The following is a 13,367-nucleotide window of genomic DNA, read 5'->3' as shown; positions in this document are numbered from 1 at the left end:
TTAGTTCAAATGAACAAAAGTTAATATTGTGTCTATCCTTAAGTTGATGGGCATGGCTGTCGTTCCAATATTACGAGAAAAAGCGTTTCTACTTCTTACTTGTTTTTCTTTCTACAAATTAAAACAGTACGAACAAGCTACTCGCTACTTACAGCAATATTTACATTGCGCCGTGCATCTGAATACCGAGGAAAAAGAGCCTGTATTCTTTCATGAAGTTGATATGTATATGAAAAAGCTAGTAGAAAGTGCAATGTGATTTCACATTGTGCTTTCTACTAGTGCTTTATCACAATTTTATATCCTATCCTACAACTCCCAAGTAATATTCATTTCTTCAAATGAGTCCTTACTAACTTCCAATCCTTCGCTATCTTCCGTTCCAATCATTGCTATTTCTTCTTTAGACAACTTAATTTCCTCATTTGGACTTTGGATTTTTTTCTTATACACGAGTTGTAAAAGCTCTATTTGTTCCTCTGTCAGTTCATACTCTTCTTCCAGTCTTTCTATTGCTGATTCTGTATCAAGTAATGGAATTTCTAATAAGAATCCGCCGTGCTCTTCCATCTCTTCAAATGAATCAATTGAATACGCACCGCTATCCTCAATCCAAAATGCAGTTGTAATAAAAGGAACTGTTTCGCCTTCTACTTCTTCTAATACGTATTGAAGTGCTTCTTCTTTCGCAATATCTATTACTTCCGAAGGTGCCCCTTCAAAATAATTTTTCGCATCAATCCACTCATCAATTCTCTCGCTATTCACATCTTGAAGACATACAATCGTGTAATTCGGATGAAACGTAATTGTCCCTTGTCCGCCTTGGCTATCTTGCATACTATAGTTAAATCCATCCCATGAACTTTCATGTGAGAAATCTGGACAATGCGCTACATTAATTGCATGGGCAATCGCATTTAAAATGCAGCCTTTCCATAGTTGTTCTTTATCTATATGTAATTTATATTTACTCATCATCTTCCCCCATGCGCATATTTTTTTCTATTATCTTTCCTCTACACAATACTTGTAAATACTTTTCTATCTACTACAAAATAAAAAAGACTTCCTTTTTAAAAGGCGTCTTTTTATAGTTGAAAATTTACTAATAAATAAAACGAATTATTTAATAAATGAATCCCAATTGGAACGAGTAAATTCTTCGTTTTCTTATATGTGTATGCTAAACATATGCCCATACCAAAAATATATAAAATACTCCCTACTGTAAGGGGGTGCCCTAAAGTAAATATGAAAGCACTTATAGCAGCACTACTAAGTGTAGAGAAGCGCTGAGATAATTTCATAAAAAACATACCTCGAAATACAATTTCCTCCCAAATAGGCGCAAAAGTTGTGAGCACAACTACGTATAGAATGATTTCACTTGTAGTAGGTTCTATTACTATATTAGATTCATCCACACCAAGCCCATGTGGTAAAACTACATTTAATACCGCAAGATACATAAGCATTACAATCGTTGTTATTACTATCGTTACATAATGTTTAAGATTATTGAATTGTAATGATTTTATTAAATGTAAACAGTAATTTCTCGCTGGTGCATATATTAAAATAATTATAAAAAATGTAAAAGGTGAAATGAGATGATTTACATACCACGGATATAATGAGAAGTCATATAAAAAGTTCAAATAACCAATTCCATACATTACCCCAAAAATAATTACTATCATACTGATTACCTGTAGCATACTCATTTTTACATTCTTTTCTTTATATGTAACTAATTCCGTTTCCATTATATCCCCTCCAGTATAATTAAACCTTTTAAACCATTATATACCAAATTCAACGTAAAAAAAGACAATACACCCCACTGTATTGTCCATTTTCTTCCCTACCATTTCTCTCTACACGTCTCAATTAAATGCAGTAAGTACCTCTTCGTCATATCTGCCCTTCTCCACCTTGAGAGCATTCTCTTTTCTTTTGAATTCTCCCGTATTCTCGCTACTTCTTTTAATAAGAGCTCCCATTCCTCCGCTGAACATTCTAACAAGTATTGCAATCCTCTATCTTTTGAAACGATTGTTTTATGATCTAGTGTATATAAAATACGTCCCATCGTAACGACAGCTGATTCTACCCACTCTTCTACAAAAAATAAATATGGCTTCTTCGCTTTTTCACTCCAGTACTGTTCTACGTTGTATTTCATCGTATTTACTACATCATTCCATTGTATTTGCAGCGGAAGATCTTCTGCTTCTTTTCCGGTAACTGTAATGCCTTGATTTTTCAACGTCCACCATGTGACCGCATTAATATCCCAATAACCAATGTCCGCTTTTCCTTCTGCACAATACACGTACTCGTTCATTTCATCATTGTATTTCCCTAAGTCAGCAAGCGGAATATACATACCGTCCATTCTTTTACCTAGCGTATTATCACTAAGTTTCTTATGTAGTTCCACAAGCTGCTGTTTTTCAGCTCTATTCACGGAATCATTTATCACTGTAACAAAATCAACATCGCTCGTTTCCTTATGAAATGCACCTAGTGCGATGGATCCGTAAATATATACCCCAACTATTTTTTCATCCAAAAAAATTTCTTTTAATTCTACTGTGTACCGCTCCATTAACTGTTGTACTTCCATTGGTAACGCATGCTTCACTCCATTTTTCACATCTATCCCTCCAATAAAAAAAGCCTTTGCAAATTCGCAAAGACTTCTTGTTTTATAAATATTTCTCGATTTCTTCGTAAACATCCTTCAAACGAGGATTTCCTTCTCCAACAATTTCTCCATTTACAAGAACGACCGGATAAAATAAATCTTCTTCCACTACGCGCTCTGCGAATGCTTTCTTATCTTCATCTTCTTGTTCTTCTTGGAAATCAATATACTCGAAATTAAATTTATTTTCTTGTCCTTCATATTTACGACCAATTGCCGCTTGCAACCATTCAAACGTTTCTGTTGAAGATGGCATTCCGACGCAGCTCGCACAAATTACTTTCGTCCCATACACTTGAACATTAACCATTTCTTCTCCCCCGCCTCTTGTTTCAACAGTATATTCAGATGTCTTATTACATAAGCACATCATTTTACAAACTTATTCCATACCCCTATACTGAAAAAACACGATACAATATTTCGACAATAAAACAAGAAGAGAAAAAATAGATTTTCCCCTCTATCTTGATTATAATAAAACTGATGAAAGGAGTCGATAAAAATGGAAAACCCACATATGCAAGAACAAGTATTAGAAGTATTAGATAAATTACGTCCATTCTTACTTCGCGATGGCGGAGACGTTGAATTAGTAGACATTGAAGAAGGTATCGTAAAACTACGCCTTATGGGTGCATGCGGAAGCTGCCCAAGTTCTACAATCACACTAAAAGCTGGTATCGAGCGCGCGTTACTTGAAGAAGTACCAGGCGTTATCGAAGTAGAACAAGTATTTTAATCTAAAAGCGGAAGCGGCTCGTTCAGAGCCGCTTCCTAAAAAGAGACCAATTTCGGTCTCTTTTTTTATTCACATAACTATTCCGCTTTAACATCATAAAACAAAATTGGAAATCCCTCTCAAAAAATGCGATAATTAATACTATATAGTGAATCGTTCACACATATACAGTAAAAAAACATAGGGGGACGACAGATGCCAAAAATGGGGAACACTTTTGTAACAATTCAAGAACTAGAAAAGAAAAAAGAGTATTTATTAGGCCTTTCATCCGTTATACCAACATGGAATACAAGCTATCAATTTTTATTTAAAGAAATCCAGCAAGAATTATTAGGTAAAGTAAATGAAAAGCTCGAAAGGCATCAATTCGTTTTAAATATATGTACAGATCAGCAGGTAGGGGCATAATGTATTACATAAAATTGTGGTATATAAAAAAGAGACCTCACTCGGTCTCTTTTTTATATTTTTAAGATAACCAATCTAATTTTCTAATCCCAAGCTTATCTACTGGTAAACGAAGTGAGCCATAAAAATGCTTCATAAATTGCTCTGAGCGGTTCACATCATGTAAAATGGCTTCTAAGCGATCTCTATATATGCTTTTTTGTTCTTCGTTTCCAGTTTGGTAATATCGTTCGACCGTTTCAAAATAGTGAAGCGGGAACAGGAGCCTTGCAAATAATAAGCGCCAACCAAATGAGGATAGCGAATAATTACGTTCATAATCTGTAACAAATTGAACAATTGTTTGCTCCCAGTCTTTCTTTTTTTCTATCATCATATGGCGGATCCATTCTGCAATATCTCGACTCGGGTGATCATACACCCAATCAAAAGGAAGTTTGAGCCGCTTCGTTTGATGCCATAATAAAGGTGTGAATCGTTCTTGGCAAATTGTTGCTGCATCCGTTAGTTGCGGCGTATCATCCATTTCTGTATCGACAACATATTGAATTGCATTTTCTGCAACTCCTAAGTAATACGGGAAGGATTCAATAAACAATTGATCGAATACATCTGAAGGGTGGTTCATCACTTGTGATTGCCAAAACTTTTCTAATTGATCGAGCCTTTTTTCCCATAACGCTTTCCATTCACCAATACGGCTTAATTGCTCAATTTCTTCTGGAAAGAATGCACCTCGTTTATGGAATATAGAAAGCTCACTTCCTAATGACATAGCATGTCGTTCTAACGTGCGCATACCTTTTAATAAGCAGTAATTTTGTTCTTCTATCTCACTTACATAGTAGCCGTGTATAGTCGGAACGAAAGTCGCTACAGTTATATCCCCTTGCTGGTTCATATAATCACTGAGCTTTTTCATCTCTACAAGTACTTCTTCCTCCATTTCTCCAATTGGAACAAGTACATAAATTTTGTTGCGAATCCAAAAGCTTTTATAGGGGCCAAGGGGGATTAATTCTTTAACATGCATGTGATAATGCTCATAAATATGATGAATCATCGCAGTCGCCACCTATGGTTTTTCTATATATATATGAGCTTGTGCTCGCCTTTCATTCCTATGCACATGATAAAGCAACGAAACGTATACAAATACTAAAAAGAAAAAAAGGTGATAAACATGAAAGAATCAAATCAACTACAAGAAAGAGCATTACAACTATTACAAGAACGCGGTGTAACAATTGACGATATTGCTGAACTTGTTCATTTTCTTCAAAAAAAATATCATCCAAATTTAGAGATGTCAGAATGCCGTTACAATGTAGAACGTGTACTATCAAAACGTGAAGTACAAAACGCACTGATTACTGGTATCGAACTTGATGTCCTTGCTGAAAAGGGAATGCTAAGTGCGCCGTTACAAGATATCGTAAAACGTGATGAAGGCTTATACGGAATTGATGAAGTTATCGCACTTTCTATCGTGAACGTATACGGCTCTATCGGTTTCACGAACTTTGGATATATCGATAAATTAAAACCTGGTATTTTAGAATACTTAAATGATAAATCAACTGGAAAGGTGCACACGTTCCTTGATGATATCGTTGGCGGAATCGCTGCCGCTGCATCAAGCCGTTTAGCGCACCGATCTGAGCACTCAGAGTAATAATGTTTTCTAGGCCGTCAGTTTCATGCTGACGGCCTTTCGTATTCCATAAGCATAAATTCTCTTCCACGACTCGAAAAAATAGGCCCTTGCTTAAATCCGATATTTTTATATAGCGTAATTGCTCTTGTATTAAATGTTGCTACACTTAATCGAAACATTTTCGAATTAAATTCCTTAGCAGCAAACGCTATTCCAGCTTGGAAAAATTCTTTCCCCATTCCTTTCCCAGTTAACGCCGGCTTCATACCAAGTCCGATATCAATCACATCTTCTCCACCATATAAATTAGCATCTCTTCCACCTGGTACTTGTGCATTTTCTCCAAAACAAAAATAGCCGATGAACTCTCCTTGATCGTCACAACAGCCATAATAAGTTCCATCTAATAATTCTTTTATTACTTCTTTCTCGCCTGAAAAACTATATAAATTATATGGTTCCTCGTACGCCCACATATTTATCTCATTTGCTTCTTCCTCTGTTAACTTATGTATATCCACTTTCTCTTTCCCCCTATTATATTTCTATTAACAATATTCGATATTCATCTTATAATTCATCTTTCTCAATATGTTTTTTTAATTTATCGCTTCATTTTAATGGAATATTTTTCTTATTATGTTACGATTAAACAGAATCATTACGAATAAGGTGGTGACAATGTGAATTACTTTTCTTACCTCTCCTTAGAAGAACGGCAAAATTTTTTCTATAAAGAACCTCTTAGTTTTTCAAAAAATATAGGGAAAGAACAACTAGCTTACGCACTAGGCGCTACACTATATACTCCTGGCACGAAAGAAACGATTGCGGAAGATATAATTAGAAAGAAACATGTGGATGCTACCTCAATTATTCTTTGTCTAGAAGACGCTATCAGCGATGAGGAAGTAAAACTTGCAGAGCAAAACATCGTCGTTCAAATACAGCAAATCGCCAACTTAGTCAGTGCCAACATACTAAATCAAGCAAACATCCCACTTGTTTTTATTAGAGTTCGACAGCCAAGTCAAATGAAGACAATTGTTACTGAATTAGGTAGTGCTGTTCATTGTTTATGTGGTTTTGTCTTTCCAAAATTCACACCGATTAATGGAAAAGCTTATATCGATCAGCTTGCATATATAAACGAGTTATACTCATTATCACTTTATGGAATGCCGATTTTAGAATCACCAGAAATTATGTATAAAGAAACACGGATAGAATCATTATTACAAATAAAGGATTTACTAGATTCCTATCGTGATCACATCTTAAATGTACGTATTGGTGCTACTGACTTTTCAAGTATATTTAGTATTCGGCGTAATAAATACACACCTATCTATCATATTACTGTTGTTCGTGATTGTATTTCGGACATTATTAACGTTTTCTCAAGGGCAACAAATGAATATATTATTTCAGGATGTGTATGGGAATATTTTTCTAATGATTATGAAGAAGGGCTCATCCAAGAGGTATCACTCGACCATGCAAATGGCTTAATTGGTAAGACAGTTATTCACCCATCTCATATTAAAGTTGTACAGGCAATGCATATTGTCACAATGGAAGATTATTTAGATGCGAGATCAATTTTACAAAATGCAGATACGTATAATGGAGTGCTAAAAAGTAGTTTTTCTAACAAAATGAATGAAGTAAAGCCACATTATGGCTGGGCTCGCAAGACCATTTTAAAATCTAATATTTACGGGGTGCTACATGAAAACAAACAATTTACCGATCTCCTTATTACAAACGCAAAGCAACACGTATAACGTTTTAAATAATATACAAGTTCATGTAGAAGTACGTGATAATCCATATAACTTAGCGCTAGACAATCTGTTTCAAATGGCTGCGAGAATAAATAAGAAACGTAGTTTTTTATTTGTGAGTACAATCCTTGGAAAGCATCTTCCTATTAAACCTGCAGTCTCTCTATCAAGTGGATTTGCTCTCGCTGCAAGATATATGGAAATGCTACATAATACTTCTCATCCATTTCAAAAAGAAATTTTAAATCTCATTTCATTAGAAATTGATGAAATCCCAGAGGAAGTATCTCGTTATCAATATCCTCTGCAAGAAGAAGTTTTGTTCATCGGATTCGCTGAAACAGCGACAGCACTTGGTCATTCTATGTTTCAATGCTTTCAAAATGCAAAGTATGTGCATACAACTAGGGAATCGATACCCAACCTAGAATCTGTCATTACATTTGAGGAAGAACATTCTCATGCAACATCGCACCGTTGTTATGTAGATGAAAGTTTTTTTCAAAACAACAATCCAATTGTTCTCGTAGATGATGAGATGACAACAGGAAAAACAGCATTAAATATTATTAGATCTATTCAAAATAAATTCCCAAGAGAAGAATATATAATTGCTTCTTTATTAGACTGGCGTTCTCATACTAATAGAAAACAATTTAAACAATTAGAAGAAGAACTTCAAATTAAGATTCATGTTATTTCTTTATTAGAAGGCAGTATTCATACAACTGGCCAACCATTAAATATTGCAAAAACAGATATTCAAATTAAAGAAACAAAACCTGATTTCAAAAAGCATACCCTTACCTGCCCAACATCACCCTATACATCAAATTATATAAAATATACTGGGCGATTCGGCATTTCAGCATATGAACAAAAGCACATTCATTCTTTCGCTCAAGAAGCAGGAAGAACTTTAAATAGAGAAAGAATTGGAAAACGAACACTTTGTCTCGGAACGGGTGAATTTATGTATATCCCAATGAAAATTGCTGCTGAAATGGGCGAAAATATTTTATATCAATCTACAACACGAAGCCCTATCCATCCTGTTTCAAATGATGTGAACTACGCCATTCATAATCATTTCTCATATCCAAGTCCTGAAGATTCTACTATTACAAATTACTTCTATAATATTTCACCTTATGATTACGATGAAGTATTTGTTTTTATTGAACGTGATTTAGGAGAAGAAGCCCTATCTCCACTTCTACAGCAGTTACAAACAGTTATTCCCTTTATTCATATCGTCTCATTTTCAAATAGCATAGAAAAGGAAGGTTGATAATTATGGTAAAAGTAAATTCTCATATTAGTAGTTACAATCCAAATGATGCTATTTTTCTATTAAAAGATATTAGTGATTTAATGAAAGAAAGCTCCACGGAAACTAGAGAACAAGCAATTCAAGCTGGCACACATTATTCCGAAATGTTACCAATGGAATATAAACCATCTAAAGCGTATATGGATTTATTCTTTTTTTCCCTGCAACAATACAAACACAAACTAGCCATCGCTGTTGGAGTTGTCGCCGAACAAATTATACAGACTAAAGGAACTAACCTTGTCCTCGTTTCATTAGCTCGTGCTGGTACACCTATTGGCATTCTTATAAAACGCTACATACGCTATCAATACAACCTTGATGTACCTCACTATTGTATTTCTATTGTTCGCGGACGCGGTATTGATGAAAATGCACTCCATTATATTTTGGAACATCACCCTAAAGAAACAATTCAATTCATTGATGGGTGGACTGGGAAAGGTGCAATAAAAAAAGAATTAGAATATGCAGTACACACATTTAACGAACGAAATAATACACACATTTCTCATTGTATGGCTGTGCTTGCTGATCCCGGTTACTGTACTTCAATTTACGGTACACGTGAAGATTTCCTTATTCCTAGCGCTTGCTTAAATGCAACCGTCTCTGGACTAATTAGCCGCACTGTACTAAATGACACCTATATCGGTCCAAATGATTTTCATGGTGTTAAATATTATAAAGAGCTAGAACAAGAAGATTTATCAAATTTCTTCATTGATGAGGTAACAGATTTATTCCCTTCTGTTCATTCTCATATAGATAATCAATTACGTTATATTGCTTCAACTTACACTGATCCCTCTTGGCAAGGATTAAAAGATATACAGTCTATCCAAAATCACTTTGAAATTGACGATAGTAACTTAATTAAACCAGGAGTCGGTGAAACAACTCGCGTATTACTCCGAAGAATACCGTGGAAAATTTTAATACGTAAGCAAAATAATCCCGATTTAAAGCATATTTTACTTCTTGCTAAAGAAAAGAATGTCCCTATTGAAATCTATGAGAATATGGCTTATTCATGTTGCGGGCTCATTAAGCCTCTTAAGAGGGAAACGATATGATTTTCGCCAGTGATCTTGATCAGACGCTTATTTATTCCCGGAAATCGTTTCGTGCCCCTATAGAAGATGAATCAATTCAACTCATTGAAACTTTAGATGGGAAAGAAATTTCTTTCATATCACATAAAACCATTTCACTACTAAAAAAATTGCAACTGCACTCACATTTCATCCCAGTTACAACAAGAACTATTGAGCAGTTTCAGCGTATTTCTTTATTCCAAGACGAAATCATTCCCGAATACGCAATTACAAGTAACGGCGGTAATATCCTTCATAACGGTAAACAAGATGGTACTTGGAACAGGATAGTAAAAGAAAGACTATCGTTTGAATGTATAGAGGGAAACGACATACTAAAGGAATTTGGACAAATAGCTCATAAAGATTGGGTTACATCACAAAAAACAGCTGATGATCTATTCCATTATTGCATCGTTAAACGAGAGAACATTCCTTATGATGAATTATCATCCTTCACTTCCTGGTTAGACAAACAAGGCTGGAATCATTCACTTCAAGGTAGAAAGCTATACTTTGTACCAAAACCAATTAACAAATGGGACGCCGTGCAATATATAAAAGAAATTTTGCAAATAGATACGATTATTACAGCTGGGGATTCTTTACTTGATTTATGCATGCTTGAAAAGGCGAACCATGCCTTCGCACCACTTCATGGTGAATTAGGGGCAATGCATGACAACTTACAATCCCATATTTTAAAAACAGACGCAATCGGCATATATGCCGCAGAAGAAATCGTAAATAAATCACTTCAAATTATTCACAGTTCATTACCTACCTCACGGTCATAATATGCACAATTGCATACGCACCGCAATTAAACAAATGGTACAATTTATTTGAATCGCTGTTGCTACACTTCTTGATTAAAGAAAAGGCGTTAACACGGAAATTAGCGTCTTATCAACCTCAAGCAATTGGCACATTTTGTCATCTTAAAAGACACTCGAAAGAGTGTCTTTTTTTCTATATTCCACAAGGACTTACTCATTTCAAAGTATAAATACATAAAATAATGTAAATCGTTACACGAATAAATCACTTTCTAAAAGTTATGAAATAGATTCAAAATAAAAAAGCACTCTTCACTAGAGTGCTTTTTACTTTCAAACAAGGAGGCTACATATATGGATAGTACTCTCGTATTTAACTTCGGCATTGGTATTGTCATCATTTTATTTGTTTTCTTTGTTCTTTGTATGAGTGGGGTATAGAAAGGCGATTTTGGGCGTCTTTTTATACATACATATGTCTTCCTTGACTTCCGTAATACAAGTAACCATAATAGTTACAGATATACAAATAACTATTCACTTATCCACAAATAGGAGGAAGAACAATGAAACATGTAATCGTTTATGCACATCCAAATACAGAAAGCTTCAACCATGCGATTTTAGAAACAGTAAAAAGTGAATTAGAAGGAAAAGGTCACGAAGTACGTGTTCGTGATTTATACGAATTAAACTTCAATCCAGTATTAGGCGCTTCCGATTTCATCTCATTTGCTCAAGGAAATACACCAGAAGATATTAAAGAAGAGCAAGAGCATATCTCTTGGGCGGATAGCATTACATTCATTTATCCAGTTTGGTGGGCGGGACTTCCTGCTATTTTAAAAGGATACGTTGACCGTGTATTTAGCCATGGCTTCGCTTATGCTTACGGTGAAAACGGCATTGAAAAGTTATTAAGCGGTAAAAAAGGATTGTTATTATCTACAATGGGCAATACGAAAGAAGCATACACAGCAGGCGGCATGTTTGATGCAATGAAGAAAACAGCGGATGTTGGTATTTTTGAATTTACAGGCATTGAAACAATTGAGCATACATTCTATACAAGTGTCCCTTCTGTGGATGACAGTGTGCGTAAGCAATATCTTGAAGAAGTGAAAGACGTTGTGAATCGTGCGTTTTAAATAAATTTATATCAGCGATTTTTTTAATATATCAGCGCAACTCAGATTATATCAGCGATTTTCTAAATATATCGGCGATTTTTCAAATATATCGACTTACCGACAAAAATCGACACTAGTCACAACGAAATAAAAAAAGCTGTTCCAAAGTTTGGAACAGCTTTTTTCATTACATCTTCTCAATCCACTCCGTCAAGTTATGCACAACTTGCGTCGGTTGAACTTCGTATTCTGTTAACTTCTCCACAGTTGTGACTCCAGTGTGGACAAGAAGCGTATGCATACCAGCATTTACTCCTGCTAAAATGTCTGTATCATAGTTATCCCCAACCATTAATGCTTCATCTTTTCCTATACCAAGAACTTTTAAAGCTTGTTCCATAATGATTGATTCTGGTTTTCCGATAAAGATTGGATCCACACCTGTCGATACTGCTACAACCGATGTTAATGAACCGTTACCTGGTAATAATCCTCGCTCAGTTGGGATGGCAATGTCCCCATTTGTGGAAATAAACGTTGCGCCGTTACGCACAGCAAGACACGCTTTTGCTAACTTTTCATATGTGATGTCACGATCTAAACCAACAACAACGAAATCAGGATTTTCATCCACAAGTTCAAATCCTTTTTCCACAAGAGCATCGTGTAAGCCTTCTTCACCAATCATATATACAGTTGCATCTTGTTTACGTTCATAAATGAAGTTCGCTGTCGCCATACTCGTTGTAAATACTTGCTCCGCTTTCGCTGGAATATCGAAACGAACAAGTTTTTCTGCCACTTGTTCTGGTTTGCGAGTTGAGTTATTCGTAACGAATAAATATGGAATGCCGCGCTCTCCTAATGCTTTGACGAAGTCGCTTGCTTCTTCAATTTGTTCTTCTCCGCGATACATCGTACCGTCTAAGTCAATTAAGTAACCTTTATACATCGATTATGTCTCTCCTTCTATGCTAACGTTCTCACCTTATCATACCACTTTTATATTACCCGCTTTTCCAAAAGAAAAAAACGCTTTACCTTAAAGCGCCCCATAACGTTCATTTTTTCTCTTTTATTTGGTAAGAACAACTACAATCGCCCTCGCACATGTTTGCTAGCGTTTTCACATCTGCGTTCGTAAATAAACGCTTATACATCTCTTTTTCATCTTCACATACTTGCGGGAATCTTTCTGCAATTTCTTTTAACGGACAGTTTTGTTTTTCAATTACGAAAGAATTCTCTCCGTCTCTCTTTATTTGAACCATATAACCATTTCTCTCTTGCATAGCTGCTATCTCTTGCACTTTATATGCTAAATTCTTTTGATTACTTACTCTCTTTTGCAACTGTTCTTCCATACGCTTCGTTCTCTCTTTTAAAACGTAATGAAGTATTTTTTCATCGCCCATTCGAGCTAAATCTTCTAGCATATCAATCGCAAATTGCTTATACTCTTTCGGGAATGTATCTTCTCCCTTTTCACTTAATCCATACAAATAAGTTGGTCTTCCGACATGTTGCCTTACCATCTTAGAATAAATGAGTCCGTCTTTCTCAAGATTACTTAAATGTCTTCTGATTGCCATTTCTGTAATCTCTAAAACGTCAGCCAATTCAGCTACTGTGTGCTCTCCCTTTACTTTCAACAATTGCACAATCTCGTCTTTCGTAGTACGTGCTTCCCCCATACTTCACCCTTCTCCCTTTTCTTT

At 35.3% G+C, this 13,367-nt stretch carries 16 protein-coding genes and 1 pseudogene; 9 read left to right on the top strand and 8 right to left on the bottom strand.

Translation table 11 applies throughout. The features are described from left to right. Positions 1–52: 52 nt before the first annotated feature. Positions 53–259, top strand: a pseudogene (locus ACODS7_RS16690) (DUF4304 domain-containing protein); the annotation flags it as partial. Between the two features lie 50 nt (positions 260–309). Here ACODS7_RS16690 and ACODS7_RS16685 read toward each other — a convergent pair. The 4 genes from ACODS7_RS16685 to ACODS7_RS16670 form a co-directional block, all read right to left on the bottom strand. Further along, positions 310–978: a hypothetical protein gene (locus ACODS7_RS16685; protein ID WP_029443519.1), complete on the bottom strand. Its 669-nt coding sequence runs from the start codon at positions 976–978 to the stop codon at positions 310–312. Positions 979–1,091: 113 nt separating this feature from the next. After that, positions 1,092–1,769 (bottom strand): CPBP family intramembrane glutamic endopeptidase, encoded by a 678-nt coding sequence (locus ACODS7_RS16680; protein ID WP_029443520.1) that lies wholly within the window; start codon positions 1,767–1,769, stop codon positions 1,092–1,094. A 98-nt stretch (positions 1,770–1,867) separates the two neighbouring features. After that, the gene (locus ACODS7_RS16675) at positions 1,868–2,662 is read right to left on the bottom strand and encodes a nucleotidyltransferase domain-containing protein (protein ID WP_029443521.1); all 795 of its coding nucleotides are present in this window, start codon (positions 2,660–2,662) and stop codon (positions 1,868–1,870) included. A 52-nt stretch (positions 2,663–2,714) separates the two neighbouring features. Beyond that, a complete protein-coding gene (locus ACODS7_RS16670) occupies positions 2,715–3,023 on the bottom strand; it encodes a YuzD family protein (RefSeq protein WP_000248590.1) in 309 nt (102 codons plus the stop codon). Between the two features lie 195 nt (positions 3,024–3,218). On the opposite strand from ACODS7_RS16670, the gene ACODS7_RS16665 reads away from it, so the two are divergent. Both ACODS7_RS16665 and ACODS7_RS16660 read left to right on the top strand, forming a co-directional pair. Next, positions 3,219–3,455 carry a NifU family protein gene (locus ACODS7_RS16665; protein WP_000431159.1) on the top strand — a complete coding sequence of 79 codons (237 nt, stop codon included), beginning with the start codon at positions 3,219–3,221 and terminating at the stop codon, positions 3,453–3,455. Between the two features lie 195 nt (positions 3,456–3,650). Beyond that, a complete protein-coding gene (locus tag ACODS7_RS16660) occupies positions 3,651–3,866 on the top strand; it encodes a hypothetical protein (protein ID WP_001125507.1) in 216 nt (71 codons plus the stop codon). Between the two features lie 61 nt (positions 3,867–3,927). Here ACODS7_RS16660 and yutH read toward each other — a convergent pair whose 3' ends face one another. Continuing rightward, a complete protein-coding gene (yutH, locus tag ACODS7_RS16655) occupies positions 3,928–4,929 on the bottom strand; it encodes a spore coat putative kinase YutH (protein WP_016079853.1) in 1,002 nt (333 codons plus the stop codon). A 120-nt stretch (positions 4,930–5,049) separates the two neighbouring features. On the opposite strand from yutH, the gene ACODS7_RS16650 reads away from it, so the two are divergent. Further along, a complete protein-coding gene (locus ACODS7_RS16650; protein ID WP_016079852.1) occupies positions 5,050–5,541 on the top strand; it encodes a phosphatidylglycerophosphatase A family protein in 492 nt (163 codons plus the stop codon). 23 nt (positions 5,542–5,564) lie between these two features. Here the strand turns inward: ACODS7_RS16650 and ACODS7_RS16645 are convergent, their stop codons facing one another. After that, entirely contained in the window at positions 5,565–6,044 is a 480-nt protein-coding gene (locus tag ACODS7_RS16645) for a GNAT family N-acetyltransferase (protein ID WP_029443522.1), read from the bottom strand. A 162-nt stretch (positions 6,045–6,206) separates the two neighbouring features. On the opposite strand from ACODS7_RS16645, the gene ACODS7_RS16640 reads away from it, so the two are divergent. The 5 genes from ACODS7_RS16640 to ACODS7_RS16620 all read left to right on the top strand — a co-directional run bounded on the left by ACODS7_RS16640 (position 6,207) and on the right by ACODS7_RS16620 (position 11,667). Beyond that, positions 6,207–7,310 (top strand): HpcH/HpaI aldolase/citrate lyase family protein, encoded by a 1,104-nt coding sequence (locus tag ACODS7_RS16640; RefSeq protein WP_029443523.1) that lies wholly within the window; start codon positions 6,207–6,209, stop codon positions 7,308–7,310. Continuing rightward, positions 7,255–8,601: a phosphoribosyltransferase family protein gene (locus tag ACODS7_RS16635; protein WP_042969147.1), complete on the top strand. Its 1,347-nt coding sequence runs from the start codon at positions 7,255–7,257 to the stop codon at positions 8,599–8,601. The genes ACODS7_RS16640 and ACODS7_RS16635 overlap by 56 nt, the downstream gene beginning before the upstream one ends. 5 nt (positions 8,602–8,606) lie before the next feature. Next, on the top strand, positions 8,607–9,719 hold the full coding sequence (locus tag ACODS7_RS16630; RefSeq protein ID WP_029443525.1) for a cysteine protease StiP family protein: 1,113 nt from the start codon (positions 8,607–8,609) through the stop codon (positions 9,717–9,719). Then, complete coding sequence (locus tag ACODS7_RS16625; protein ID WP_016079847.1) at positions 9,716–10,537, top strand: HAD family hydrolase; 822 nt, start codon at positions 9,716–9,718, stop codon at positions 10,535–10,537. Before ACODS7_RS16630 ends, ACODS7_RS16625 begins: the two co-directional genes overlap by 4 nt. A 548-nt stretch (positions 10,538–11,085) precedes the next feature. Further along, on the top strand, positions 11,086–11,667 hold the full coding sequence (locus ACODS7_RS16620) for an NAD(P)H-dependent oxidoreductase (protein WP_016079846.1): 582 nt from the start codon (positions 11,086–11,088) through the stop codon (positions 11,665–11,667). 169 nt (positions 11,668–11,836) lie between these two features. Here ACODS7_RS16620 and ACODS7_RS16615 read toward each other — a convergent pair whose 3' ends face one another. Further along, a complete protein-coding gene (locus ACODS7_RS16615) occupies positions 11,837–12,601 on the bottom strand; it encodes a TIGR01457 family HAD-type hydrolase (protein ID WP_000276470.1) in 765 nt (254 codons plus the stop codon). Positions 12,602–12,710: 109 nt separating this feature from the next. Further along, on the bottom strand, positions 12,711–13,343 hold the full coding sequence (locus ACODS7_RS16610; RefSeq protein WP_016079845.1) for a helix-turn-helix transcriptional regulator: 633 nt from the start codon (positions 13,341–13,343) through the stop codon (positions 12,711–12,713). Between the last annotated feature and the right edge of the window lie 24 nt (positions 13,344–13,367).

The sequence above is a fragment of the Bacillus sp. FG16 genome, from assembly GCF_057809515.1.
The sequence above is the reverse complement of the archived record's forward strand: the minus strand, read 5'-3'. Positions and strand labels throughout refer to the sequence as shown.

Bases quoted from the DNA above. Each gene is read 5' to 3' on its own strand.
- ACODS7_RS16685 (WP_029443519.1), bottom strand. From the start codon at position 978: ATGAGTAAATATAAATTACATATAGATAAAGAACAACTATGGAAAGGC.
- ACODS7_RS16680 (WP_029443520.1), bottom strand. From the start codon at position 1,769: ATGGAAACGGAATTAGTTACATATAAAGAAAAGAATGTAAAAATGAGT.
- ACODS7_RS16670 (WP_000248590.1), bottom strand. From the start codon at position 3,023: ATGGTTAATGTTCAAGTGTATGGGACGAAAGTAATTTGTGCGAGCTGC.
- ACODS7_RS16665 (WP_000431159.1), top strand. From the start codon at position 3,219: ATGGAAAACCCACATATGCAAGAACAAGTATTAGAAGTATTAGATAAA.
- ACODS7_RS16660 (WP_001125507.1), top strand. From the start codon at position 3,651: ATGCCAAAAATGGGGAACACTTTTGTAACAATTCAAGAACTAGAAAAG.
- yutH (WP_016079853.1), bottom strand. From the start codon at position 4,929: ATGATTCATCATATTTATGAGCATTATCACATGCATGTTAAAGAATTA.
- ACODS7_RS16650 (WP_016079852.1), top strand. From the start codon at position 5,050: ATGAAAGAATCAAATCAACTACAAGAAAGAGCATTACAACTATTACAA.
- ACODS7_RS16635 (WP_042969147.1), top strand. From the start codon at position 7,255: ATGAAAACAAACAATTTACCGATCTCCTTATTACAAACGCAAAGCAAC.
- ACODS7_RS16630 (WP_029443525.1), top strand. From the start codon at position 8,607: ATGGTAAAAGTAAATTCTCATATTAGTAGTTACAATCCAAATGATGCT.
- ACODS7_RS16625 (WP_016079847.1), top strand. From the start codon at position 9,716: ATGATTTTCGCCAGTGATCTTGATCAGACGCTTATTTATTCCCGGAAA.
- ACODS7_RS16620 (WP_016079846.1), top strand. From the start codon at position 11,086: ATGAAACATGTAATCGTTTATGCACATCCAAATACAGAAAGCTTCAAC.
- ACODS7_RS16615 (WP_000276470.1), bottom strand. From the start codon at position 12,601: ATGTATAAAGGTTACTTAATTGACTTAGACGGTACGATGTATCGCGGA.
- ACODS7_RS16610 (WP_016079845.1), bottom strand. From the start codon at position 13,343: ATGGGGGAAGCACGTACTACGAAAGACGAGATTGTGCAATTGTTGAAA.